The sequence below is a fragment of the Pseudomonas sp. MDT1-85 genome, from assembly GCF_054898065.1.
The window spans coordinates 917,827-942,196 of sequence record NZ_CM142715.1; the positions used below are offsets into that span (position 1 = coordinate 917,827).

The following is a 24,370-nucleotide window of genomic DNA, read 5'->3' on the forward strand; positions in this document are numbered from 1 at the left end:
CTGGCTGATTGCCCGGCGTCTTGTGCGCCGGGCAATCAAAGAACATGTCCGTGCTGTACCTGTCTTTTCTCGTAGAGCTGCATATCACCGTGTTGCGTCGGCGGCTGAACCCCGGTCCGGCGCACCCGGTTTTTGTGCAGTCTCTCAAATGCGTGAGATTGCGTTATGGATGGTATTTTCCTGCAGCAACTGGTCAACGGCCTGACCCTCGGGTCGGTCTATGGCCTGATCGCCATCGGCTACACAATGGTCTATGGCATCATCGGCATGATCAACTTCGCCCACGGCGAGGTTTACATGATTTCCGCTTACCTGGCGGCGATCAGTCTGGCTCTGCTGGCATACTTCGGTATTGAATCCTTCCCCCTGCTGATGCTTGGCACACTGGTCTTCACCATCATCGTCACGGCGGTGTATGGCTGGGTCATCGAACGCGTCGCCTACAAACCGCTGCGCAACTCCACCCGACTGGCACCGCTGATCAGCGCCATCGGTATTTCGCTGATCCTGCAAAACTATGCACAGATTTCCCAAGGGGCCCGTCAACAGGGCGTACCGACACTGCTGACCGGTGCATGGCGAGTTGAAGTCGGGACCGGCTTCGTCCAACTGACCTACACCAAGATCTTCATTCTGATCGCAGCGTTTGTCGGGATGGCCCTGCTGACCTACGTCATCAAGTACACCAAGCTCGGCCGTATGTGCCGCGCCACCCAGCAAGACCGCAAGATGGCCTCGATTCTGGGGATCAACACCGATCGCGTCATTTCCTACGTGTTCATCATCGGTGCCGCGATGGCAGCCCTGGCTGGCGTGCTGATCACCATGAACTACGGCACATTTGACTTCTACGCGGGCTTCATCATTGGTATCAAGGCGTTCACCGCCGCGGTGCTCGGTGGGATCGGCTCGCTGCCTGGGGCGATGCTCGGCGGGATCATTCTCGGGATCTCCGAGTCGCTGTTCTCCGGATTGGTCAACTCGGACTACAAAGACGTTTTCAGCTTTTCGCTGCTCGTTCTCGTTCTGGTCTTTCGGCCTCAAGGCCTGCTCGGCCGTCCTCTTGTGTCGAAGGTGTAAGCGATGTCTTCAACCACTAAAAAAACCATTGATCTCAAAAGAAGCCTGGTTGACGCGATTCTTGCCGGCCTTGTGGCCCTGATTGTGTTCGGCCCGATTGTCGGCGTAGTCCTCGACGGCTACGGCTTCAACCTGGAAACGACCCGGGTGGCATGGATTGTCGCCATCGTCATGGCCGGCCGCTTTGCCTTGAGCCTGTTCCTGCAAACCCCCAAGGGTCTGAGCATTCTTGAAGGCTTTGAAAGCACCAGCTCCGGGGTTCATGTACTGCCGCCTGATTACAAATCCCGCTTGCGCTGGATCATCCCGGTGATGATCGTTATCGCCGTGGTGTTCCCGTTTTTCTCCAACTCCTACCTGCTGGGCGTGGTCATCCTCGGGCTGATCTACGTGCTGCTGGGCCTGGGGCTGAACATCGTGGTCGGCCTGGCCGGTCTGCTTGACTTGGGTTACGTGGCGTTCTACGCCATCGGTGCCTACGGACTGGCGCTCGGTTATCAATACCTGGGGCTGGGTTTCTGGACGGTGCTGCCGCTGGCGGCAATCATTGCCGGGTTAGCCGGTTGCATCCTGGGTTTCCCGGTGCTGCGTTTGCACGGTGACTACCTGGCGATCGTGACCCTGGGGTTCGGTGAAATCATCCGGTTGATCCTCAATAACTGGCTGTCCCTGACTGGCGGCCCGAACGGTATGGCAGCTCCGTTGCCGACGTTCTTCGGCCTGGAGTTCGGCAAAAGAGCGAAGGAGGGCGGCGTCCCGTTCCATGAGTTCTTCGGCATCGCCTATAACCCGGACGTGAAGTACTACTTCATATACGCGGTATTGTTCCTGGTGGTTCTGGCCGTGCTGTACGTCAAGCACCGCTTGACCCGCATGCCGGTCGGTCGCGCGTGGGAAGCCTTGCGTGAAGACGAAATCGCCTGCCGTTCCATGGGCCTGAATCACGTACTGGTCAAGCTGTCGGCATTCACCATCGGTGCATCGACTGCCGGTCTGGCCGGTGTGTTCTTCGCCACCTATCAGGGTTTCGTCAACCCGACCTCGTTCACCTTCTTCGAATCGGCACTGATTCTCGCCATCGTGGTGCTCGGCGGCATGGGCTCGACCATCGGCGTGGTGATTGCAGCGTTCGTACTGACTGTCGCCCCGGAACTGCTGCGCGGCTTCGCTGAATATCGCGTGCTGCTGTTCGGCATCCTGATGGTGTTGATGATGATCTGGCGACCGCGCGGCCTGATCCGGATCAGCCGCACCGGTGTGACCCCGCGTAAAGGAGTGGCGCCATGAGCGAAGAAATCGTTCTCTCGGTCGAAAATCTGATGATGCACTTCGGCGGCATCAAAGCGCTGAATAACGTGAGCCTGCAAGTCAAACGCAACTCGATCTTCGCGTTGATCGGTCCCAACGGCGCGGGCAAGACCACGGTGTTCAACTGCCTGACCGGGTTCTACAAAGCGTCCGGCGGGCACATCGAACTCAATGCCCATGGTGTGAAAACCGATGTCATCAAAATGCTTGGGGAACCGTTCAAGGCAATCGATTTCGTTTCGCCGAAAAGCTTCGCCAGCCGGCTCCACTACAAGATGTTCGGTGGCACGCACCTGATCAACCGTGCCGGTCTGGCGCGGACTTTCCAGAACATCCGACTGTTCAGGGAAATGTCGGTGCTGGAAAACCTGCTGGTGGCCCAACACATGTGGGTCAACCGCAACCTGCTTTCGGGCATCCTCAACACCAAGGGTTACCGCAAAGCCGAAAGCGATGCGCTGGACCACGCGTTCTATTGGCTGGAAGTGGTGAATCTGGTGGACTGCGCCAACCGCCTGGCCGGTGAACTGTCCTACGGTCAACAACGCCGTCTGGAAATCGCCCGGGCCATGTGTACCCGGCCGCAGATCATCTGCCTCGACGAACCGGCCGCCGGCCTCAACCCTCAGGAAACCGAAGCGCTGAGCGCGATGATCCGGCTGCTGCGCGACGAGCACGATCTGACCGTGGTGCTGATCGAACACGACATGGGCATGGTAATGAGTATTTCCGACCACATCGTGGTGCTGGACCACGGCGTTGTCATCGCCGAGGGCGGGCCTGACGCGATTCGACACGACCCGAAAGTGATTGCCGCCTACCTGGGCGCCGAAGAAGAGGAAGTGGTATGAGTGCACCCATCCTCGAACTCAAGGATCTGGACGTGTTCTACGGGCCGATTCAGGCTCTGAAGAAAGTTTCGTTGCACATCAATGAAGGTGAAACCGTCAGCCTGATCGGCTCCAACGGCGCCGGTAAATCGACCCTGCTGATGTCGATCTTCGGCCAGCCTCGGGCCGCTGACGGGCAAATCATCTATCAGGGTGTGGATATCACGCACAAGTCTTCCCACTACATCGCGTCCAACGGTATCGCTCAATCGCCAGAAGGTCGGCGGGTGTTCCCTGACATGACCGTTGAGGAAAACCTGTTGATGGGTACGATTCCAATCGGTGACAAGTACGCCAAGGAAGACATGCAGCGCATGTTCGAGTTGTTTCCACGGCTCGAAGAGCGGCGTACCCAACGAGCCATGACCATGTCCGGCGGCGAGCAACAAATGCTCGCCATCGCCCGGGCGCTCATGAGCCGGCCGAAGTTGTTGCTGCTCGATGAGCCGAGCCTGGGGCTGGCGCCGATTGTGGTGAAACAGATCTTCGCGACCCTGCGGGAACTGGCCAGCACCGGCATGACCATCTTCCTGGTGGAGCAGAACGCCAACCACGCCCTCAAGTTGTCGGATCGGGCGTATGTGATGGTCAACGGCGAGATCCGCCTCAGCGGCACCGGTAAGGAGCTGCTGGTGAACGATGAGGTGCGTAACGCCTACCTCGGCGGCCACTGAGTTCTCCTTTGCAACAACGAGCCCCGACGAGCAATCGCCGGGGCTTTTTTCTATCTATAAAACGCCACCAACCCCTTGTGGGAGCGAGCCTGCTCGCGATAGCGGAGTGTCAGCCGACATGCTTTTCATTGACCCACCTTTATCGCGAGCAGGCTCGCTCCCACATGGGCGGTGTGTGCTTTCGGGGAATTGTGGAAAACAATATTCATGACCTCTTGAAGCGCGACATAAAGCCGCTGCAAATTGCTGTTTTGTCAGGGTTTTGACTTGTCCCCGTTTGCTGTGGAGCTGGCTGTGAATAACGTGGGAGTAGCTGGCTACAAGCCTTTGAATCCGTGCCTTGCAGCGATGTGGTTGTTTTTTGATCAGGTGTTTTTGCTGGACCTCGAGCCGGCTTTGTCAACCTTTTTGTTAGGGAAAAACTTGGTATGAATCGAGGTGTACAAGCCTGTGGATAAGTCTGTGGTTAAACTCTGGAAAGAGTCGGCTGAAGGCCGTAGTTACTGGCTTGGAGCCATCGTCGGTTTGACCGCCCGGTCGTGCAAATTGCCCGGCGTTACACAGCAGGCACCCGAGGGTCAAGCAAAAAACTTTCTAATCTGCCCGCAAAGCCTTGTGGACAGCGGCTTGCAGCTTTTGCACTTGCCCCCGGAAACTGTGGACCGGCCTGTGGATAAGGTGCGCGTACATGGCTGCAAGCAACAGTCCATATGGCGTTGCTGGTATTGATTGTTTTCTGTACGGTTTTTGCGATGGTTGCCGCTGTGGACAAGGCCGGGCATGCTGGCAACTGATTTTCTATTCCAAGGGCTGTCATCAGCCCAAGCAAGGAGAACACGATGTCCAACACCCTGTTTATTACCGGCGCGACCGCAGGTTTTGGTGAAGCCTGCGCCCGTCGTTTTGCCGAAGCCGGCTGGAAACTGGTGCTGACAGGTCGTCGTGAAGAACGCCTCAACGCCCTGTGCGCCGAGTTGTCGAAGCAGACCGAGGTTCATGGCCTGGTGCTCGACGTCCGGGATCGCAAGGCCATGGAGGAGGCGATTGCCAACCTGCCGCCATCCTTCGCCAAGCTGCGCGGGCTGATCAACAACGCCGGCCTGGCCTTGGGCGTCGACCCGGCCCCCAAGTGCGATCTTGATGATTGGGACACCATGGTCGACACCAATATCAAAGGCCTGATGTACAGCACTCGTCTGTTATTGCCGCGTTTGATCGCTCACGGTCGTGGCGCCAGCATCGTCAATCTCGGCTCCATCGCCGGCAACTACCCGTACCCGGGCAGCCACGTGTATGGCGCGAGCAAGGCGTTCGTCAAACAGTTCTCCCTGAACCTGCGTTGCGACCTGCAAGGTACGGGCGTGCGGGTCAGCAACATCGAGCCGGGCCTGTGCGAGAGCGAGTTCTCGCTGGTGCGTTTCGCCGGTGACCAGGAGCGTTACAACGCCACTTACGCCGGCGCCGAGCCGATCCAGCCGCAAGACATCGCCGAGACCATTTTCTGGGTGCTCAACGCACCGGCGCACATCAACATCAACAGCCTCGAGCTGATGCCGGTGAGCCAGACCTGGAGCGGGTTTGCCATTGAGCGTAATGCCAAGGCGTAAGACCGGGTAACGGCTATTCGCGGGCAAGCCTCGCTCCTACAAATCATGTGTCGTTCGCAGAATCGCGATTCAACATAAAACCCGTAGGAGCGAGGCTTGCCCGCGAAAGCAATCTCTCAGTCAGCGCAAATACTCAGCCAACCCGCGATAACAGGTCGCCAAATGATAAGGCGTGGTCGAAGGCATGTCCTTGCGGCTCACTTCGCCCTGTTCATCGCGACACTCATACCAGCCGCCCGCATGCAAAAAGCGCTGTTGCAGTGCCAGCAATTGGTGCTGCACAGAGTCTTCGCTGCCTGGGCGCAAAGTCAGGGCACGCAGGTATTCAGCCTGGGCCCAGATGCGTTGGGTCGTATCACGAGGATTGTCGTCCAGCTCCAGCATCGCGCGCACAGCACCGGTCTGCTGATCCACGCCCAGTTGCTCGGTAAACGTAAAGGCGCGGTCCAGCGACGCATGCAGTTTGGAGCCGCGCAGCAGCGGTGAGGACTCCAGCAGGAAATACCATTCGAACTGATGGCCCGGTTCGAACCAGTTATCCACAGCGCCCAGCGGTTTTTCCATCAATACCGCGTGTTGCGGGTCAATGAAGCGCTTCTGCATGGCTGTGCATAACTCGACAAGCGCGCTCTGCACAGCAGCGTCTTCGCGCACCGAAAGAATGGCGAGGAAGGCTTCGGCCAAATGCATCAATGGATTCTGCAGCGGCCCAGAGTTGAGCGAGGACCAATCACGTTCCAGACTGGCTTCGTACAGGCCGTCGCCTGTGGCGAAGCGCTGCGCCAACACTTCCAGCGTGGCGTTGAGCACCGACTCCACCAGCGGTTCGCGAACCTTGTCCCAATAATGGGCGCAGGCGAACAGGATGAAGGCGTGGGTGTAGAGGTCTTTGCGCTGATCCAGCGGCGCACCTTGCGGGTCGATGCTGTAGAACCAGCCGCCATGCTCGGCATCGTGGAAATGCTGTTGCAAGGATCGGAACAGTGCCGCCGCACGTTCTTCGGCCTCAGGCACTTGGCCGATCAGGCTGGAAAACAGGTACAACTGCCGCGCGCAAGCCATGGCCCGATAACGCTGAGGGGGCAGTGGTTGATGCTCGGCGTCCAGCGCTTCATACGGCAATGCCATGTCGGCATTCCAGCCGGGGCCTTGCCAGAGCGGCACGATCACGTCCTGGAAGTGCTGTTGCACCGAGGCGAACAGGGCGGTCAATTCAGGCTGGGAAGCAGAGCGGGAAACAGAGGGCATTGGCTGGCGTCGTCACGGCAGGGTTAATTGCGCGACATGTTAGCAGGCCTGAGAGACGCGGTGTCTGTCAGGCCCGCCTTCGCGGGCAAGCCTCGCTCCTACAGGGATTGTGGCCGGATTACGTACGACGAATAACCTGTAGGAGCGAGGCTTGCCCGCGAAGAGGCCAGTTCAGACACTAGAGAGTCAACCCGCCAACAACCAAACCCCAGTCGCCGCCGAAGCCGCACCCGCCAACCGAACCAACGGTGCTGCCGCTTGAGGCAGCACTCGAACCATCGCATAACCCGCTGCATGCAAAGCTGCCGTCGCCACCACAAACCCCGCCGTATACGCCCAAGGGCTCGACATCTCCGGCAGCTCCAGACCATGCGCCACACCATGAAACAGCGAGAACAATGCGGTCGCGGCCACTGCCACGCTCAACGGCGGGCGCACCGCCAGAGCCACCGCCAGGCCCAACGCCAATACCGATGCCGCAATCCCGCTTTCCAGCGCTGGCAGGTTCAACCCTTCAAAGCCCAGCAGCCCGCCGATCAGCATGGTGCCCACGAACGTGCAGGGCAGCGCCCAGCGCGCGGCACCTTTCTGCTGCGCAGCCCACAACCCCACGGCAACCATTGCCAACAAATGATCGAGGCCGCCGATCGGGTGGCTGATGCCGGCCATCAAGCCATTGACGCCGTGGCCCGGATGTGCAAAGGCGATGGCCGGGGTCAGCAGCAGGGCCATGGCGCCCAGAATGCGTTTCAGTGTCATGGATAAGCTTCCTTGTTGATAAGTGTGATCAGGCCGCAGTCAGCAAGCCCTGGCGTTCGATGAAGGCAATGATTGCTTCCAGGCCCTGGCCGGTTTTCTGGTTGCTGAAGACGAACGGTTTGCCGTTGCGCATGCGTTGGGTGTCGCTGTCCATCATCTCCAGCGAGGCGCCTACCAGCGGCGCGAGGTCGATTTTGTTGATCACCAGCAAATCGGATTTGCAGATCCCCGGCCCACCCTTGCGCGGCAGTTTGTCGCCGGCTGAAACGTCGATCACGTAGATCGTCAGGTCGGACAATTCCGGGCTGAAGGTTGCCGAGAGATTGTCGCCACCGGACTCCACCAGAATCAGGTCCAGCCCCGGGAAGCGCCGGTTCAGTTGATCCACGGCTTCGAGGTTGATCGAGGCGTCTTCACGGATCGCCGTGTGCGGACAGCCGCCGGTTTCCACGCCGATGATCCGCTCGGGCGCCAAGGCTTCGTTGCGCACCAGGAAGTCGGCGTCCTCGCGGGTGTAGATGTCGTTGGTCACGACGGCCAGGTTATAGCGGTCGCGCAGGGCCAGGCACAGGGCCAAGGTCAGAGCGGTTTTGCCGGAACCGACCGGGCCGCCAATGCCGACGCGCAGGGGTTGTGCGTTCATATGATTCTCCAAAGTAAAAGGCCCTAGGAACGGAACAGGCGGCTGTACTGGCGCTCATGGGCCATGCACGCCAGAGACAGGCCGAAAGCGGCGCTGCCAGAGTGTTCGGGGTTGATTCGGGTAGCGTCTTGCTGCGCCTGTTGTAGCAACGGCAGCAGGTCACTGGTCAGGCGCTGGGCGGCTTGCTGGCCCAAGGGCAGGGTTTTCATCAGCACCGCCAATTGGTTTTCCAACCAGCTCCAGAGCCAGGCGGCCAGCGCATCTTGCGGGCTGATCTGCCAGGCGCGGGCCGCCAGCGCCCAGCCAAGGGCCAAGTGCGGTTCAGGGCATTGGTCGAGAAAGTCCCGGGCCGACGCATCCAGTTCCGGTAAACCGTTGAGCAGTTGCTTCAACGAATAACCCATCTGCCGACTTTCCTGATGCAACTCGCGGGTTTCCCGGCTGGCGCGATGTTCTTCGCAACGTTGCAGCAGTTCAGCCCAGTTTTCTTCGACCGCAGCGGTGCAATGGGTGAGCAGTAGCGGTGCTTCGAATCGCGCCAGGTTCAACAGCAACTGATCGCTGATCCAGCGCCGCGCGCTGTCGGGATCGTTCACGCGGCCGTTATCCACAGCCATCTCCAAACCCTGGGAATAGCTGTAGCCGCCAATCGGCAGCTGCGGGCTGGCCAGACGCAGAAGCGCCCAAGCCGGGTTCATAAGCGCACGCCGAACTGGTGCAGTTTCGGCGGGTAGTTGAAATCCTCGTCACCCTGGCGCGAATGGTGATGACCGCCGCCGTAAGCACCGTGTTCCGGCTGGAACGGCGCTTCGATGTTCTCGGCATTGGCGCCCAGTTGTTCGAGCATGGCCTTGAGCACGTAATCGTCGAGCAGGCGCAACCAGCCATCGCCGACTTGCAGGGCCACATGGCGGTTGCCCAGGTGATAGGCGGCGCGGGTCAGTTCGAAAGCGTTGGCGCAGGTGACGTGCAGCAGTTGTTCGGGGCGAGCGCAGACGCGAACGACGCGCCCGTCTTCGGCTTGCAGGCATTCGCCGTCATACAGCGGCGGCTGACCGCGCTCCAAAAACAACCCGACGTCTTCATTCTCGGCACTGAAACAGCGCAAGCGGCTTTTGCTCCGGGCTTCGAAAGTCAGGTGCAACTCGGCGGCCCAGACGGGTTGGGGGTCGATTCTGCGATGAATCACCAGCATCGGAAGGCTTCCAGCAATGGGCAATGCTCAGGGCTAGAGCAAGGGGCTTGCCAATCGGGTGAGAGGTAGGAAATGCCTGTCGGAGCGTAGGGGATGTTTCAGAATTTTGGATCATGTTGGTGCATGTGGAGTTTTCGCGCACCAATGTGGGAGCGAGCCTGCTCGCGATGGCGGAGTATCAGTCACATCAAGTGTTGACTGTGGCGACGCTATCGCGAGCAGGCTCGCTTCCACTGGAGGGCTGTGTCACTCGGTACTGCCGAGGCCTTGCCAGTGTTTGAGGCCGATGAAGATAAACCGCAACTGCTGCGTGATTTTCGCCTGTGGCGTCAGATGCTCCGGCAACGCCTGCACCGGCGGGTCGATAATGTCTGGCAAAGTGGCGAACACGCTTTTGACGATCAGATCAGCCATGACACTCAAACCTGCGATGTCCAGATGTTGCAGTTTCGGCATCAGCGACAAGTCCGCCGCCAGGTCCGAGCTGATGTCTTCGCGCAAGCGGCCAATGGCTTGGCGCACCGGCAGCGAGCCGCCGTACTGCTCGCGGGCAAGAAACAGGAACTGCGAGCGATTGGCCGTGACCACGTCGAGAAAGATCCGTACCGAGGCATCGATGATGCCGCCCATGACGAACTCGTTATGGCGCACCAGCCGGATGGTTTCACGGAAGGTCTGACCGACTTCGCTCACCAGCACCAGGCCCAGTTCATCCATGTCGGCGAAATGCCGGTAGAAACCGGTGGGTACGATCCCGGCGGTTCTGGTCACTTCGCGCAGGCTCAGGCTGCCGAATCCTCGGCCGCTTTCCATCAAGTGGCGGGCAGCGTCCATCAGGGCGTTGCGGGTCTGTTGTTTCTGTTCGGCGCGGGGCAGCATCGCAAGGGTGTTTTCTGGACAGGGACAGCGGCGCACTCTAGCAAATCGGCTTCGCTGGCGTCGAACGACTATCGGGAGATCACGCGGGGAAACGCAGCTTCTATACAGTCAAAAGCCCAATCCGGGGATTGGGCTTTTTTTCGGGGCCGCCATGGGCTTAGCTCGCAGCGCTGTTGCGTTCGATCACACGGTCACCACCACCTTCGGCAAGGGTTTGACCTTGTGGAGTGCGATCGGAACCGTCGGCAGCAAGGGTTTGGCCTTGTGGGGTGCGGTCGGACCCGTCAGCCGCCAGAGTCTGGCCTTGTGGGGTGCGGTCGGAACCGTCAGCGGCCAGAGTTTGACCTTGTGGAGTGCGATCCGAGCCATCTTGAGTGATCAGGCCTTTTTCTTTCAGGCGATCATTACCACCTTCGGCCAGAGTCTGACCCTGTGGTGTGCGGTCGGAACCATCGGCGGCAACGGTCTGGCTGAACACCGAGTGGCTATCTTTGATTTGTGGAGTGGCCTGATCTGCGGCCGGCAATGCAAAAGCGGTGCTGGCTAACATCGAGAGGGTCAGGCCAAGCAGTAATTCGCGTTTCATGATGGGTTGCTCCTTGGGAGGGCGATAAAGTGGGTACGAGAGCAATGCTACTCTCGATAAGTCGATCTAAAAGTTCATAAACGCAATGGTAATAATCAATGGAATTGATTGTTTGGCCGCGGCGCTCTAGAACGGGCGTTCCGGCGAGCTTTTTTGCACTGGGGTGGGTATTTTCGACCCACTCTCGCCTCGCAAAAGTGCGGGTGCGGTAACGCCGGATGAAGGAGCAGAGTGTCCCCGGCCGATTATTTGAGTGTTAAGCGCCTATTTGGCTAAACCTGCGCGCCATTTCCCAGTCCTAGATTTCATGGCAGGCCGGTTCTGGCCTAACGTTTCATCAATGCGTCGCTGTCGGGGCGCTCAGTCGTATTCAGGAGCCCTGTGCAATGACGCGCACTCGTAAAATTCTTGCCTGGACCTTCGCCAGCCTCGTTGCCTTGCTGGCCGTCCTGGTGTTGATCATCGCGTTCTTCGATTGGAACCGGATCAAACCGCCCCTGAACGCCAAAGTGTCCGAAGAACTGCACCGTCCATTCGCCATCAATGGCAACCTTGCAGTGATCTGGCAGCGCGAGCCGGACGAGGGCGGCTGGCGAGCCTGGGTGCCGTGGCCACATGTGGTGGCTGAGGATTTGAGCCTGGGCAACCCGGACTGGTCGAAGCAACCGCGGATGGCCACCCTCAAACGCGTTGAACTGCGCATTTCGCCGCTGGCCTTGCTGGCGCAACGGGTGATGATCCCGCGCATCGACCTGACCGAACCCGACGCCGACTTGCAGCGTCTGGCCGACGGCCGTGCCAACTGGACGTTCAAGTTCGACCCCAAAGACCCGAACGCCGAGCCTTCAAACTGGGCGCTGGACATCGGTGCCATCGGCTTCGACAAGGGCCACGTCACGCTCGACGACCAGAAGCTGAAGACTCAGCTTGATCTGCTGATCGATCCGTTGGGCAAACCGATTCCGTTCAGCGACATTGTTGGCAACAAAGCGGCAAAAAAAGCGGTTGAAAAGGGTGGTTCGCCACAGGATTACGCCTTCGCATGGAAGGTCAAAGGCCGATATCAGGGTCAGAATCTCGCGGGCCAGGGCAAGACTGGCGGTTTGCTGGCGTTACAGGACGCCACCAAGCCGTTCCCGCTTCAAGCGCAAATGAAGATCGCCGACACCAGCGTCGAGCTGGCCGGTACGCTCACCGATCCATTGAACCTCGGCGCCCTGGATTTGCGCCTGAAACTGGCCGGGGCCAGCCTGGGTAATCTCTATCCGCTGATCGGCGTAACCCTGCCGGATACTCCGCCTTACGCCACCGACGGGCACTTGATTGCCAAGCTGCAAGAGCCTGGCGGGGCGGTGTACCGCTATGAGGCGTTCAACGGCACCATTGGCCAGAGTGACATCCATGGCAACTTGACCTACGTGGCGAGCCAGCCGAGGCCCAAACTCAGCGGGGCGCTGGAGTCCGATCAACTGCTGTTTACCGATCTGGCACCGCTGATCGGTGCCGATTCCAACGCCAAGCAAGAGGCCCGCGGCGGTGAAAGCAAGCAACCGGCCGACAAGCTGCTACCGGTCGAGGAGTTCAGGACTGAACGTTGGCGCGACATGGACGCTGATGTGGAATTCACCGGCAAACGCATCGTCCACAGCGCAAAACTGCCGTTCAACGATCTCTACACCCATGTGGTGCTGACCGATGGTGTGCTCAGCCTCGCGCCCCTGCGTTTCGGTGTGGCTGGCGGCAATCTGGATGCGCAGATTCGTCTCAACGGGCGCACCGAGCCTTTGGAAGGCCGGGCCAAACTGACGGCGCGCAAGTTCAAGCTCAAGCAGCTGTTCCCCACCTTGGAGCGGATGAAAACCAGTTTCGGTGAGCTCAATGGCGACGCCAATCTTGTCGGTCGTGGCAACTCGGTGGCCAAGCTGCTGGGCACTGCCGATGGCAATTTGAAGATGCTGATCAATGACGGTGCGATCAGCCGTGAGTTGATGGAGCTGGCGGGGCTCAACGTCGGCAACTATGTAGTGGGCAAGATCTTTGGGGACCGGGAAGTGAAGATCAATTGCGCGGCGGCCGATTTCGATATCAAGAGCGGTTTGGCGACCACACGGCTGTTCGTCTTCGATACCGAGACCGCGATCGTCTACGTCGACGGCACGGCGAACATGGCGACCGAGCAACTGGACCTGACCATCTCCCCGGAATCCAAGGGCTGGCGTTTGATTTCGCTGCGTTCGCCGCTGTATGTGCGGGGCAAGTTCATCAAGCCGGATGCGGGCGTGAAAGCGGTGCCACTGATGTTGCGTGGGGCCGGGATGGTTGCACTGGGTGTGATTGCCGCGCCGGCAGCGGGCTTGCTGGCGCTGATAGCGCCCAGCGGTGGTGAGCCCAATCAGTGTGCGCCGTTGCTGGAGCAGATGAAGGCTGGGAAGGCGCCGGTGACGGTTAAGCCAACAAAATGATTGGGTGTCTGTTTTGACGCCATCGCGAGCAGGCTCGCTCCCACAATGGACCTGTGTTTACAGGTGAAATGTGGGAGCGAGCCTGCTCGCGATGAAGGTATGCCAGGCGCTACAGATCTTTCAGAATGCAATCGAAGCCTACAGGGGAATGAGTTCTCCTGTAGGCGCTGCCGCAGACTGCGATCTTGGCAATAGACCAGACAATCGAGCTTCCTCCTGCAACCACGCAAAAAATGCCCGCACCGGCGGATGCCGTTCACGGCCCGGTACGCACAGCGCGCTGTATCCGGCCCCGTCGACCTGAATGTCACCCCGATAAGGCAACAGCAAGCCGCTGGCCACACTCTCCGACACCAGAATGTTGCTCGCCAGCACCAGACCTTGCCCGGCGATGGCGGCTTGCAGGGCGTAATGCTCTTCATCGTATTCACGCACCGCCGGTTGCGCGGCCAGCCAGGTTTCGCCGGACTGTGCGCACCAGGCCTCCCAGCCATGGGCGTACAGCTTGGAGTTGTGCCAGCGCACGCTGATCAGCGTTGGTACCCGACTGGCCGCCAGGGCCACTTGTTCAGGCGAGCCATAGACCCCGAAGGACTCGTCGAACAGGCACAAACCATAAAGGTTCGGGTAATCGTCGAGGCTGTAACGCACCACCAGATCGACGCTGGCGTCTTGATGCAAATCGATCACTTCGCAGTGAGTGTCCAGGCGCAGGCTGATGTTCGGATGGCGGGCGTAAAACCGGCCGAGCCTTGGTACGAGCCAAAGGGCAGCGAAGGCGGCCGTGGTGGAGATCGTCAGGCTGGTGCCACTGCGTTGCGGGCGCAAGGTATCGACGCTTTGCGCCACTTCCAGCAGGGCGCCGTGCAGGCTGCGGAACAGTCGTTCGCCGCACTCGGTCAGGCGCACCTGTCGTGGCAGTCGTTCGAACAACGGCACGCCGAGCCAGTTTTCCAGGGCGCGGATCTGGTGCGAGACCGCCGTCGGTGTCACGGAGAGCTCTTCGGCGGCGGCCTTGAAACTCAACAGGCGCGAGGCGGATTCGAAGGCGCGCAGGGCGGTCAGCGGCAACGAGGCAAACATTTTAAAACTCCATGGATGAAATAGATTCATCCAGACTGATTTTTGTTCATTTGAGGAGGAGCAGCTGCAAGCTTCAAGCTGAAAGCCACAAGCAGTTTGAGTTTAGTCTTCAGGAGATTGAGATGAGTAAAATTCTTGCCATTCACGCCAGCCCCCGTGGCGACCGTTCACATTCGCGGCGTTTGGCCGAGGTGTTTCTTTCCGCTTGGCAGGTGCGCAACCCGCAGTCGCAACTGACCCGCCGTGAAGTCGGTCGGGCGTTGATTCCGGCCGTCAACGAAGCGTTTGTGGCGGCCGCTTTTCATCCAGAACCTGAAGCGCGACCGCTGTCGATGCAGGCCGACCTGGCACTCAGCGATGAATTGGTAGGGGAGTTGCTCGGCCATGATCTGTTGGTGATTTCCACACCGATGTACAACTTCAGCGTGCCCAGCGGCCTCAAGGCCTGGATCGACCAGATTGTGCGGCTCGGGCTGACGTTCAATCACACCCTGGACAACGGCGTCGCTCAGTACGAACCGTTGGTGCAGGGCAAGAAGGCTTTGATCGTCACCAGTCGCGGCGGGTTCGGCTTCGGCCCCGGCGGTGAACTTGAAGCGATGAACCATGCCGATCCGTTGCTGCGCACTGCTTTGGGGTTTATCGGCATCACCGACGTCACCGTGGTCGCCGCCGAAGGTGAGGAGTCCGCCGAACGCACGTTCCAGGTGTCCGTGGCCGAGGCCGAGCAGCGTTTGCTGGCGCTGGCCAGGGAGTTCTAGATGGCCTGGTTGTTCTTGCTGATCGCCGCCGGGTTCGAGGTCACTTTCGCCATGGGCATGAAGTACGCGGAAGGCTTCACCCGGCTTTGGCCGTCAGTGATTACAGGGGTGGCCGCGGTGGGCGGGGTTTACTTTTTGACCCTGGCCATGCGCGAATTGCCGGTGAGCATCGCCTACCCGATCTGGACCGCGATCGGTTCACTGGGTACGGTGTTTCTCGGCTTTGCGCTGCTGGGCGAAAGCCTGACCGCGCTCAAGCTGGTTTCGGTCGGGCTGATTGTGGCGGGCGTGGTGGGGTTGAAGTAAGCGATGTCATAGACTGGTGGTTGAGTTGTCATCTTGGGTGGCGATGCTTGGCCGATGCCTTGCATCCTGCCTTGCTTCATCTCACCGATCACAAGGATGTTCATCCATGTCGCAAGGTTCCGCCACGCGTTACCCCTTGGTGCTGGTCCCGGGAATGCTCGGGTTTATCCGTCTGCTGCTCTATCCCTATTGGTACGGAATCATTTCGGCGCTGCGCCGGGATGGGGCGACCGTAATTGCGGTGCAGGTCTCGCCGCTCAACTCCACCGAGGTGCGCGGCGAGCAATTGCTGGCGCGGATCGAGGAGATTCTGCGCGAAACCGGGGCCGAGAAGGTCAACCTGATCGGCCACAGCCAAGGCTCATTGACCGCCCGTTACGCCGCGGCAAAACGCCCGGATCAAGTGGCTTCAGTGACTTCGGTGGCCGGGCCGAATCACGGCTCGGAGCTGGCGGACCATCTGCACACCCATTATCCCGCTGACAGCGCCAAGGGCCGGCTGCTGAGCTTTTTACTGTGGCTGATCAGCGCGTTGATGTGCCTGCTGGAAACCGGCTATCGCGGGCCGAGACTGCCGGTGGATATCCCGGCTTCGCACCAATCCCTGACCACCGCCGGCGTGGCGCTGTTCAATCAGCGTTATCCACAGGGCCTGCCTGAGACCTGGGGCGGGCACGGCCCGGAAGTGGTCAATGGCGTGCGGTATTACTCCTGGTCCGGAACTTTGCAGCCGGGCAAGACCGATCGCGGCTGCAACCTGTTTGACGGGACCAATCGCAGTTGCCGGTTGTTTGCCAGGACTTTCGTGCGTGAAGCGGGGCATTGCGACGGGATGGTCGGGCGTTACAGCTCGCATTTGGGGACGGTGATTGGCGATGAATACCCGATGGATCACTTTGATATCGTCAACCAATCGCTCGGGCTGGTGGGCAAGGGCGCAGAGCCGGTGCGGTTGTTTGTCGAACATGCGGCGCGGTTGAAGGCGGCCGGGGTTTAGCCGTCACACCGCGTCATCGTTCATCGCGAGCAGGCTCGCTCCCACATTTACCCTGCGAATACTGGCCCATTGTGGGAGCGAGCCTGCTCGCGATGGCGCCAGATCAGCCAACGGTGACCTTACGGCCCAGCACGGTGGTCCAGCGCTCGGAAAGAATCACTCCACCCAACGTCAACACCCCACCCACCAGGTGATACAGCGCCAACTGCTCATGCAGCACCGCCGCCGCAATCAGTGCCGTAAGCAACGGCAGCAGATTGAAAAACAGCGTGGTCCGGCTCGGCCCCAGGCGCACCACGGCCTGCATCCACGCCAACGGCGCAAGCATTGAGGCCAGCAGGCAGGCGTAGAGCACCAGCGGAATGTTCTGCAGGGTCGGGCCGATTTTCGGTGAGGCGAGGAACAGCGGAAACAGCACCACCACCGCGACCAACACCTGCAAATACAACAACACCAGCGGCGGCAAACGCAGCTGCCATTTTTTCAGCAGGGTGCTGTAAATCGCATACGCCAGCGTGGCGATCAACATCATCGCGTCGCCCAGGTTCACCCCGTGTTCCAGCAACGCGCCAAGGCTGCCGGACGACACCACCACCAAAACCCCCGCAAACGACAACATCGCGCCGGCCAGTGCGCCGGCGGTCAGGCGTTGGCCGAGGCTGACAATTGCCATGGCCAGCGACATCAATGGCATCAGCGACAGAATGATCCCCATGTTGGTGGCCGAAGTCAGCGTTGCAGCAAAGTAAGCCAGGCTCTGATACACCGCCATGCCAAGCACGCCGAGAATGAAAATCCTGCCCAGATTCGGGCGGATCAACGGCCAGTGGGCGATCACCGGTTTAAGCATGAAAGGCGTGAACAGCATTGCGGCCAGCAGCCAGCGGTAGAAACCGATTTCGGCGGGAAAGATCGCGCCGACCGCCAGTTTGTTGATCACGGTGTTGCCAGCCCAAATGAAAATGGCCAGCAGGGGATAAGCGTATTGCATCGGGAAAAACCAGAACGTTAATGAAGGGGGATTATCCGCTTGTCTGTATCAATGCCTATACTTCGATCCAGACAACCTGCCTCTGATTCCGGACAGCATGAACAGCAAACACATCGATCTGCTGGATTTCAGCGAACTGCCGGCCCCGGTCTATTTCCGTTATGCCGACTTCAACACCCACGAGTACGCCTCGGCCCACCATCACCCTTGGGGCACCCTCGAGTACTCGGCCAGCGGGGTCTTGCACATGGAGATCGGCAGCCGCCGCTTCATGTCGCCGCCGCAATACGCGGTGTGGGTGCCGCCCGGGACCGAGCACAGTTTCTATAGCAATCAGCCGATCAACTATCGCGCGGTCTGCCTTGCGCCGGCGCTGTGCCGTGATCTGCCGCAGCAGGCCTGCACCCTGGCGATCAGCGACATTCTCAAGGCGATCCTGAAAGACTTCGCCGCCCGCGATGTGAAAATTCCCGAGCACGATGCAGACAAGCGACTGGCTCAAGTGCTGGTGGACCAACTGCAACAGGCGCCGATGCATGAGTGTTACTTGCCCTACGCCAGCAGCCCCGGGCTGCTCGCCATCCTTGAAGCCTTGCAGACCGAGCCTGGGGATAACCGGCCATTGGCGCACTGGGCCGCGCAAATTCATGTCAGCGAACGCACGTTGGCCCGGCAGTTTGTTCGTGAGTTGGGCATGAGTTTTGGAGAGTGGCGGCAACGGTTGCGGTTTCTGGCGGCGATCGAGGCGCTGGACAGCCAGCGCAGCATTCAGGAAATCGCCTTCGACATGGGCTACAGCACCGGCTCGGCCTTTATCGCGATGTTTCAGCGCCAGGCCGGGTGCACGCCTGAGCAATATCGACGCAGCCACCTCGATAGCAGGTGAACGTGTAACAGGCTTTGTCTACACTCCGAAACGAGGCCGCATCCATCGGTGCGGCAACAAGGAGAAGACTTCATGAAGATGTTGCGTGCCCCGTTGTTGATGGTCGGTTTGCTGCTCTGCTCCCAGGGTTTCGCCGCCACTGCCCAACAGAACAAGATGACCACCTGCAATGCCGACGCTACCGCAAAAAGCCTCAAGGGCGACGAGCGCAAAGCCTTCATGAGCACCTGCCTCAAAGCCGCGCCGGCCGCCGATGCCGCCAAGCCCATGACACCTCAACAAGAAAAGATGAAAACCTGCAACGCGACTGCCGCCACCCAGGCCCTCACGGGTGATGCGCGCAAAACGTTCATGAGCGATTGCCTGAAGAAAAAATAAGCATTGTGAGAGCGAGCCTGCTCGCGATGCAGGCGACTCAGTATCACGGAGGACCGCGGTGATGCTATCGCGAGCAGGCTCGCTCCCACAGGTTCGTGTTCGCTCGCTTCGGCGCCGGAACGCTGGCAGACTGCCAATCCTTTTACGTCGTTCGTTTTGAGGCTGTATGTCAGCGTTTTCTCAGCGTCAGGTCTTGTTGCTTATCAGCTGGGTCATCATTTTTGGTGGTTTGCTGCTGGTGCTCCCTCTGCGATTACTGCCCAGCCTGCTGGCCGGGTTGTTAGTGTTCGAACTGGTCAACATGCTCACGCCGCAATTGCAGCGGCTGATCGAAGGCCGCCGTGCGCGCTGGCTGGCGGTGGCGTTGCTGGGGACATTAGTAGTCAGCGTGCTGGCGCTGATCTTTGCGGGCGCGATCAGTTTTCTGCTGCACGAGGCGGAAAACCCTGGCGCTTCCCTCGACAAATTCATGGTCGTGGTCGACCGCGCGCGCGGGCAGTTGCCGCCGTTCATCGACGCTTATTTGCCGGCCAGTGCCGCCGAGTTCCGTGTGGCCATCGGCCAGTGGATGAGCAAGCACCTCAGCGACTTGCAACTGGTGGGCAAGGACGCGGCGCACATGTTCGTGACGCTGCTGATCGGCATGGTGCTGGGGGCGATCATCGCCTTGCAGCGAGCGCCGGATGTGACCAAGCGCAAGCCCTTGGCCGCAGCGCTGTTCGACCGTTTGCACCTGTTGGTCCAGGCGTTTCGCAACATCGTTTTCGCCCAGATCAAGATTTCCCTGCTCAACACGTTCTTCACCGGGATTTTCCTCGCGGTGGTCCTGCCGATGTTCGGGATCAAGCTGCCGCTGACCAAAACCCTGATCGTGCTGACCTTCCTGCTTGGCTTGTTGCCGGTGATCGGCAACCTGATCTCGAACACCTTGATCACCATCGTCGGTTTGTCGCTGTCGATCTGGGTGGCGGTGGCGGCGCTGGGCTATCTGATTGTTATCCACAAGCTCGAATACTTCCTCAACGCGCGCATCGTCGGCGGGCAGATCAGTGCCAAGTCGTGGGAGTTGCTGCTGGCAATGCTGGTGTTCGAAGCCGCGTTCGGCCTGCCGGGGGTGGTGGCGGGGCCGATTTATTACGCGTATCTGAAGAGTGAGTTGAAGCAGGTGGGGATGGTTTGATCCGGCAGATGTATCGCCTGAACTGACCCCATCGCGAGCAGGCTCGCTCCCACATTGGAATGTGATCCCCTGTGGGAGCGAGACCGGCTTGCCGGCGATGGGCACAACTCGGTTTCGGATCAGTCCATCGAACCGTAGCGCTTCATCGCTTCAATCGCCAAGCCGCTGCCGATGCTGCCGAAGATGTTCCCTTCCACATGCCGCGCATTCGGCAACATCGCTGAGACGCTATTGCGCAGCGCCGGGATTCCGCTCGAACCGCCGGTGAAGAACACGGTGTCCACCTGATCGACCCGCACGTTGGCGTCGTTCAGCAACTGGGTCACGCTGTTGCGCACCCGCTCCAGCAGGTTGTCGATGGCCGATTCGAACAGTGCCCGGCTCAGCTCCACGCTCAAACCCGGCTCGATTCGGTCCAGCGGCACATGGCGGCTGTGGGCGTGGGTCAGCTGGATCTTGGTTTCTTCCACTTCCATGGCCAGCCAGTGGCCGGCGCGCTGGTCGATCAGCTTGAACAGGCGATCGACGCCGCCGGTGTCTTCGATGTCGTAACGCATGCTGCCCAGGGCCAGGGTCGACTTCTGTGAGTACACCGAGTTGATGGTGTGCCAGGTCGCCAGGTTCATGTGGTGGCTGGTCGGCATATAGGCGCCGCTCTTCATCCGGCTGCCGTAGCCAAACAGCGGCATCAGGCCTTGCAGGCTCAGCTGTTTGTCGAAATCGGTCCCGCCGATGTGCACGCCACCGGTGGCGAGAATATCGTCGTGACGATTGTCGTGGTTGCGGCGCTCAGGCGACAGACGCACCAGAGAGAAGTCAGACGTACCACCGCCAATGTCGACAATCAGTACCAGCTCTTCTTTTTCGATGGTCGACTCATAGTCGAACGCCGCCGCAATCGGTTCGTACTGGAACGAGACGTCCTTGAAGCCAATGGCGCGAGCCACGTCTACCAAGGTGTTTTCTGCTTCCTGGTCGGCCATTTCATCGTCATCGACGAAAAACACCGGACGGCCCAGCACCACTTCCTCGAATTCCCGACCGGCAGCGGTTTCGGCACGCTTCTTCAACTGGCCGATGAACAGGCCGAGCAGGTCCTTGAACGGCATCGCCGTGCCGAGAACGCTGGTGTCGTGCTTGATCAGTTTGGAACCCAGCAGGCTCTTGAGCGAGCGCATCAGTCGGCCTTCGTAGCCTTCCAGGTACTCGTGCAGCGCCAGCCGGCCGTACACCGGGCGACGTTCTTCCATATTGAAGAAGACCACCGAGGGCAGGGTGATCTTGTCGTCCTCCAGCGCGATCAGCGTTTCCATGCCGGGGCGCAGCCAGCCGACGGTGGAGTTGGACGTGCCGAAGTCGATACCACAGGCACGGGCTGGAGATGCGTTTTTCATGTCTTTCAAGTTCCGGTTAAAAAACGGCCGCGCAGTGTATGTCAGAGCGGCGAAGATTCGAAGGCCGACTATCCGTTAAATCGCAGCGCTCAGCGCTTGAAAGATGCCCTATCACCCCCAAACTCCCCTGCATAGACTTGGCAACCCCCAGGGGCGACTGCAAGAACCGCGCCCCGCTGCCGATAAACTTCTGATGCGCTGCCCGGTCACAACGTTGAGATCGGTCGATCCAAATGCTGCAAACAAGAGCATGCTGTGCCTGGCTGCGCGATTTCGATAATGGATGGTGATTCCCTCGATGGACTTCAAAGACTATTACAAGATTCTCGGTGTGGAGCCGACCGCGGACGATAAGGCGATCAAGGCCGCCTATCGAAAGCTGGCGCGCAAATACCACCCCGACGTCAGCAAGGAAAAGGACGCCGAGTCCAGGTTCAAGGATGCCTCGGAAGCCTATGAAGCGCTGAAAAGCGCCGACAAGCGCGCCGAATACGACGACTTGCGCAAATACGGCCATCACGGTCAGCCCTTTCAGGGCCCACCGGGTTGGCAGAGCCGCGGTGGTTTCGGGGGTGGTGGTCAGGACACGGGCGATTTCTCGGACTTTTTCAGTTCGATCTTCGGCAACCGTGGTCCGGGTTTTAACGGTGGTGGACGGTCGGGCCATAGCGCCGGGCGTCGAGGGCAAGACGTGGAAATGGAATTACCGGTTTTTCTGGAAGAAACCCTCTCGACCGAATCGAAGAAGGTCAGCTTCCAGGTGCCGCATTACAACGCTGCCGGCCAGCATGTCAGCAACACCAACAAAAGCCTGAACGTGAAGATCCCCGCTGGCGTGACCGATGGCGAGCGAATTCGCCTCAAGGGCCAGGGCGCTCCGGGTATCGGTGGCGGGGCCAATGGCGACCTGTACCTGACCATCCGTTTTGCGCCGCACCCCAAATTCGACGTCGAAGGCGAGAACCTGATCATCACCTTGCCACTGGCACCGTGGGAGCTGGCGCTGGGGACCGAAGTCGCGGTGCCGACCCTGACCGGCAAGATCAACCTCAAGGTTCCGGCCGGCAGCCAGAATGGCCAGCGCATGCGCGCCAAGGGCCACGGCCTGCTGCACAAGGCCGGTCACCGTGGCTACCTGTTCGTGCAGTTGAAGGCAGTGATGCCGCAAAAACTCGGCCATGACGTCAAAGAATTGTGGGAGGAGCTGGCAAAAAAAGCCGCTTTCGATCCGCGAGAGAACTTTTGATTTTAAGATAAGGAGTAGCCAATCATGAGCGACCCCGTGATCGTTCTATTGGACCTGGCAGAATTCTGTGAGGCGACCGAACTGTCGGACGTGCACGTGATCGAGATCGTCGAACATGGCATCCTCGAACCTCAGGGCAGTCAGCCCCAGGATTGGCGTTTCACCGATTTCGAACTGGTGCTGGCCAAGCGTGCCGCCAAATTGCGGCACGACCTGGAGCTGGAGTGGGAAGGCGTTGCGCTGGCGCTGGACCTGCTTGAAGAAGTCCAACAATTGCGGGCCGAGAACAGCATGCTCAAGCAGAGGCTGGGGCGGTTGGTGGTTGATCTATAGAGGGCGTACCTACCCGTCGGAGCTTGTAGGAGCTTGTAGGAGCTGACGAGTGAAACGAGGCTGCGATCTTTTGATCTGGCCTTTTTGATCTCAAAATCAAAAGGTCGCAGCCTCGTTTCACTCGACAGCTCCTACGGGTCCTACGGCCTACGGGTCCACGGGTCCTACGAGGGTCTGATTTCAGCTTTTGCGGGGCAACACCACGGTAAACAGCGTGCCGTCCGTCTCATTCGAGCTGACCTCGATCAAGCCTTTATGCGCGTTCACCACTTCCTTGACAATGAATAGGCCCAAGCCAAGGCTGGTAGTCGGCTGACCGGGTTCTTCGTCGGTACTGCGTATCAGCGGATCGAAAATGGTCCCGAGGGCGTCTTCGGGAATCGGCGTTCCAAAGTTATGAACTGTAAGGCGCACCGCGTCAGGCTCGCCCGAGAGCGTCAACGTGACGTCACTCTTGCTTGCGCCGTGCTGCAAGGCATTGCCGATCAGGTTTTGCAGCATCTGATTCAGCCGCCCGGCGTCCCAGACGCCGCGCGTGTCGCCCTGCACGTTCAGCGTCGGGTCACATTCCGGGTTACCGGCACAGGCTTCGGCTACCGCCGTGTGGACGGTATCGGCCAGGTCCATCGGCGCAGGTTCGATCGGCAGGGTTTTACCCAGTCGGCTGCGGACCAGTTCGAGCAAATCCCCGACCATCACCGCCATATGCCGGGCGCCACGCTTGATATGAAGTGCGCAGGTCAGCGCATCGCCTTCAAGCTTTACTTTGCGCATGAGCAATTCCGTGGACATGCTGACCGCTTGCAGCGGCGCACGCAGGTCATGGCCGAGGATGGCCAGAAAGATGTCCCGTGAGTGGTTGACCTGTTCGGCATAGGCCGCCGTCGACTCCGCCAGCGCTTCATCGATGGCTTCATTGAACCGGACCATGTCTTGAAAATAGGCGAGGTCCGGTGATTGCAGGCTGTCGACCCACTGGCGAATCACGCAGGCGCGCAAGTGGCGAAATTCACTCGTCATTTGCACCAGATCAAAACCTACGGTATGCCGCAACTCGCCATGACTGGCGGCTGCTTCGTCCAGGCTCGGGGTGTTCTCGGGTCCTTCACCCTTGGCCTTGGCGGCTTGCTCGCTGGCCGTCTGTGCGGTGGTCATGTCACGCGCCGCGGCCAGCAAAATCGCCGAGGCGTGATCACGCAGCGCCTCCCGGTCCATATGCTCGGCAGCCGGCTTGATAGTCCGGGCGAACGCTTCCCACTCATCGACGATACGTTCCACATGTTGCCTGATGAAATCGGGTAGGCGCATGGCCGGGTTCCTATGCATGTGCAGGGGGGATGTGACGCATGGTAGCGCCTTCAGGCCGGAAATAAACCTGCTTCGAGGGGCAGCATACTCGCCACTTTTCAAGGTGGTATAGATATATATCAATCCCCTTGTTTTTCGAAGGATGCCCGCCTTTATCCTTCATTTATCCAGCAGTA

The 24,370-nt window shown here is 59.6% G+C and carries 25 protein-coding genes; 14 read left to right on the forward strand and 11 right to left on the reverse strand.

What is annotated here, in order from left to right:
• Window positions 1-165: 165 nt before the first annotated feature.
• The 5 genes from ACYZT2_RS04120 to ACYZT2_RS04140 all read left to right on the forward strand — a co-directional run bounded on the left by ACYZT2_RS04120 (window position 166) and on the right by ACYZT2_RS04140 (window position 5,559).
• The gene (locus tag ACYZT2_RS04120; protein ID WP_030128310.1) at window positions 166-1,080 is read left to right on the forward strand and encodes an ABC transporter permease subunit; all 915 of its coding nucleotides are present in this window, start codon (window positions 166-168) and stop codon (window positions 1,078-1,080) included.
• Window positions 1,081-1,083: 3 nt separating this feature from the next.
• Window positions 1,084-2,367: a high-affinity branched-chain amino acid ABC transporter permease LivM gene (livM, locus tag ACYZT2_RS04125; protein ID WP_461970358.1), complete on the forward strand. Its 1,284-nt coding sequence runs from the start codon at window positions 1,084-1,086 to the stop codon at window positions 2,365-2,367.
• On the forward strand, window positions 2,364-3,239 hold the full coding sequence (locus ACYZT2_RS04130; protein WP_461970360.1) for an ATP-binding cassette domain-containing protein: 876 nt from the start codon (window positions 2,364-2,366) through the stop codon (window positions 3,237-3,239). The genes livM and ACYZT2_RS04130 overlap by 4 nt, the downstream gene beginning before the upstream one ends.
• Window positions 3,236-3,952, forward strand: a complete 717-nt coding sequence (locus ACYZT2_RS04135; protein WP_030128307.1) for an ABC transporter ATP-binding protein — start codon at window positions 3,236-3,238, stop codon at window positions 3,950-3,952. The genes ACYZT2_RS04130 and ACYZT2_RS04135 overlap by 4 nt, the downstream gene beginning before the upstream one ends.
• 839 nt (window positions 3,953-4,791) lie before the next feature.
• The gene (locus ACYZT2_RS04140) at window positions 4,792-5,559 is read left to right on the forward strand and encodes an SDR family oxidoreductase (protein ID WP_030128306.1); all 768 of its coding nucleotides are present in this window, start codon (window positions 4,792-4,794) and stop codon (window positions 5,557-5,559) included.
• 120 nt (window positions 5,560-5,679) lie between these two features.
• On the opposite strand, the gene ACYZT2_RS04145 is transcribed toward ACYZT2_RS04140, so the two are convergent.
• The 7 genes from ACYZT2_RS04145 to ACYZT2_RS04175 all read right to left on the reverse strand — a co-directional run bounded on the left by ACYZT2_RS04145 (window position 5,680) and on the right by ACYZT2_RS04175 (window position 10,869).
• Window positions 5,680-6,807, reverse strand: coding sequence for an AGE family epimerase/isomerase (locus tag ACYZT2_RS04145; protein ID WP_461970363.1), 1,128 nt, complete (start codon window positions 6,805-6,807; stop codon window positions 5,680-5,682).
• A 186-nt stretch (window positions 6,808-6,993) separates the two neighbouring features.
• Entirely contained in the window at window positions 6,994-7,566 is a 573-nt protein-coding gene (locus tag ACYZT2_RS04150; RefSeq protein ID WP_461970365.1) for a HupE/UreJ family protein, read from the reverse strand.
• Between the two features lie 28 nt (window positions 7,567-7,594).
• A complete protein-coding gene (ureG, locus tag ACYZT2_RS04155) occupies window positions 7,595-8,209 on the reverse strand; it encodes an urease accessory protein UreG (RefSeq protein ID WP_038978736.1) in 615 nt (204 codons plus the stop codon).
• A 23-nt stretch (window positions 8,210-8,232) separates the two neighbouring features.
• Window positions 8,233-8,907, reverse strand: coding sequence for an urease accessory protein UreF (locus tag ACYZT2_RS04160; RefSeq protein WP_461970367.1), 675 nt, complete (start codon window positions 8,905-8,907; stop codon window positions 8,233-8,235).
• The gene (gene ureE / locus ACYZT2_RS04165; protein WP_461970369.1) at window positions 8,904-9,404 is read right to left on the reverse strand and encodes an urease accessory protein UreE; all 501 of its coding nucleotides are present in this window, start codon (window positions 9,402-9,404) and stop codon (window positions 8,904-8,906) included. Before ureE ends, ACYZT2_RS04160 begins: the two co-directional genes overlap by 4 nt.
• 246 nt (window positions 9,405-9,650) lie before the next feature.
• Window positions 9,651-10,283 (reverse strand): TetR family transcriptional regulator, encoded by a 633-nt coding sequence (locus ACYZT2_RS04170; protein WP_217855625.1) that lies wholly within the window; start codon window positions 10,281-10,283, stop codon window positions 9,651-9,653.
• A 157-nt stretch (window positions 10,284-10,440) separates the two neighbouring features.
• Complete coding sequence (locus ACYZT2_RS04175; protein WP_461970371.1) at window positions 10,441-10,869, reverse strand: hypothetical protein; 429 nt, start codon at window positions 10,867-10,869, stop codon at window positions 10,441-10,443.
• 386 nt (window positions 10,870-11,255) lie between these two features.
• Here ACYZT2_RS04175 and ACYZT2_RS04180 point away from each other — a divergent pair, with 386 nt between their 5' ends.
• Window positions 11,256-13,331 (forward strand): AsmA family protein, encoded by a 2,076-nt coding sequence (locus ACYZT2_RS04180; protein ID WP_461970373.1) that lies wholly within the window; start codon window positions 11,256-11,258, stop codon window positions 13,329-13,331.
• 138 nt (window positions 13,332-13,469) lie between these two features.
• Here ACYZT2_RS04180 and ACYZT2_RS04185 read toward each other — a convergent pair whose 3' ends face one another.
• The gene (locus tag ACYZT2_RS04185; RefSeq protein WP_461970375.1) at window positions 13,470-14,414 is read right to left on the reverse strand and encodes a LysR substrate-binding domain-containing protein; all 945 of its coding nucleotides are present in this window, start codon (window positions 14,412-14,414) and stop codon (window positions 13,470-13,472) included.
• 122 nt (window positions 14,415-14,536) lie between these two features.
• Between ACYZT2_RS04185 and ACYZT2_RS04190 the strand changes: the two genes are divergently transcribed.
• The 3 genes from ACYZT2_RS04190 (at window position 14,537) to ACYZT2_RS04200 (ending at window position 16,478) form a co-directional block, all read left to right on the forward strand.
• A complete protein-coding gene (locus ACYZT2_RS04190; protein ID WP_461970377.1) occupies window positions 14,537-15,175 on the forward strand; it encodes an FMN-dependent NADH-azoreductase in 639 nt (212 codons plus the stop codon).
• The gene (locus tag ACYZT2_RS04195) at window positions 15,176-15,481 is read left to right on the forward strand and encodes a DMT family transporter (protein ID WP_461970379.1); all 306 of its coding nucleotides are present in this window, start codon (window positions 15,176-15,178) and stop codon (window positions 15,479-15,481) included.
• A 106-nt stretch (window positions 15,482-15,587) separates the two neighbouring features.
• Window positions 15,588-16,478 carry an alpha/beta fold hydrolase gene (locus ACYZT2_RS04200; protein ID WP_429375487.1) on the forward strand — a complete coding sequence of 297 codons (891 nt, stop codon included), beginning with the start codon at window positions 15,588-15,590 and terminating at the stop codon, window positions 16,476-16,478.
• Window positions 16,479-16,581: 103 nt separating this feature from the next.
• Here the strand turns inward: ACYZT2_RS04200 and ACYZT2_RS04205 are convergent, their stop codons facing one another.
• On the reverse strand, window positions 16,582-17,469 hold the full coding sequence (locus tag ACYZT2_RS04205; RefSeq protein WP_461970382.1) for a DMT family transporter: 888 nt from the start codon (window positions 17,467-17,469) through the stop codon (window positions 16,582-16,584).
• Between the two features lie 97 nt (window positions 17,470-17,566).
• Here ACYZT2_RS04205 and ACYZT2_RS04210 point away from each other — a divergent pair, with 97 nt between their 5' ends.
• From ACYZT2_RS04210 to ACYZT2_RS04220, 3 genes are all read left to right on the forward strand, one after another.
• Window positions 17,567-18,355: an AraC family transcriptional regulator gene (locus tag ACYZT2_RS04210; protein ID WP_461970384.1), complete on the forward strand. Its 789-nt coding sequence runs from the start codon at window positions 17,567-17,569 to the stop codon at window positions 18,353-18,355.
• Window positions 18,356-18,427: 72 nt separating this feature from the next.
• Window positions 18,428-18,733, forward strand: a complete 306-nt coding sequence (locus ACYZT2_RS04215; RefSeq protein WP_038978747.1) for a PsiF family protein — start codon at window positions 18,428-18,430, stop codon at window positions 18,731-18,733.
• A gap of 166 nt (window positions 18,734-18,899) precedes the next feature.
• Window positions 18,900-19,913 carry an AI-2E family transporter gene (locus ACYZT2_RS04220; RefSeq protein ID WP_063341719.1) on the forward strand — a complete coding sequence of 338 codons (1,014 nt, stop codon included), beginning with the start codon at window positions 18,900-18,902 and terminating at the stop codon, window positions 19,911-19,913.
• 119 nt (window positions 19,914-20,032) lie between these two features.
• On the opposite strand, the gene ACYZT2_RS04225 is transcribed toward ACYZT2_RS04220, so the two are convergent.
• Window positions 20,033-21,307 carry an Hsp70 family protein gene (locus tag ACYZT2_RS04225; protein WP_461970387.1) on the reverse strand — a complete coding sequence of 425 codons (1,275 nt, stop codon included), beginning with the start codon at window positions 21,305-21,307 and terminating at the stop codon, window positions 20,033-20,035.
• A gap of 298 nt (window positions 21,308-21,605) precedes the next feature.
• On the opposite strand from ACYZT2_RS04225, the gene ACYZT2_RS04230 reads away from it, so the two are divergent.
• Together ACYZT2_RS04230 and ACYZT2_RS04235 are read left to right on the forward strand one after the other, a co-directional pair.
• Window positions 21,606-22,553, forward strand: a complete 948-nt coding sequence (locus ACYZT2_RS04230) for a DnaJ C-terminal domain-containing protein (protein WP_461970389.1) — start codon at window positions 21,606-21,608, stop codon at window positions 22,551-22,553.
• A gap of 24 nt (window positions 22,554-22,577) precedes the next feature.
• Entirely contained in the window at window positions 22,578-22,886 is a 309-nt protein-coding gene (locus ACYZT2_RS04235; protein WP_461970391.1) for a chaperone modulator CbpM, read from the forward strand.
• Window positions 22,887-23,066: 180 nt separating this feature from the next.
• Here the strand turns inward: ACYZT2_RS04235 and ACYZT2_RS04240 are convergent, their stop codons facing one another.
• Window positions 23,067-24,194, reverse strand: a complete 1,128-nt coding sequence (locus ACYZT2_RS04240; RefSeq protein WP_461970393.1) for a sensor histidine kinase — start codon at window positions 24,192-24,194, stop codon at window positions 23,067-23,069.
• Window positions 24,195-24,370 lie beyond the last annotated feature (176 nt).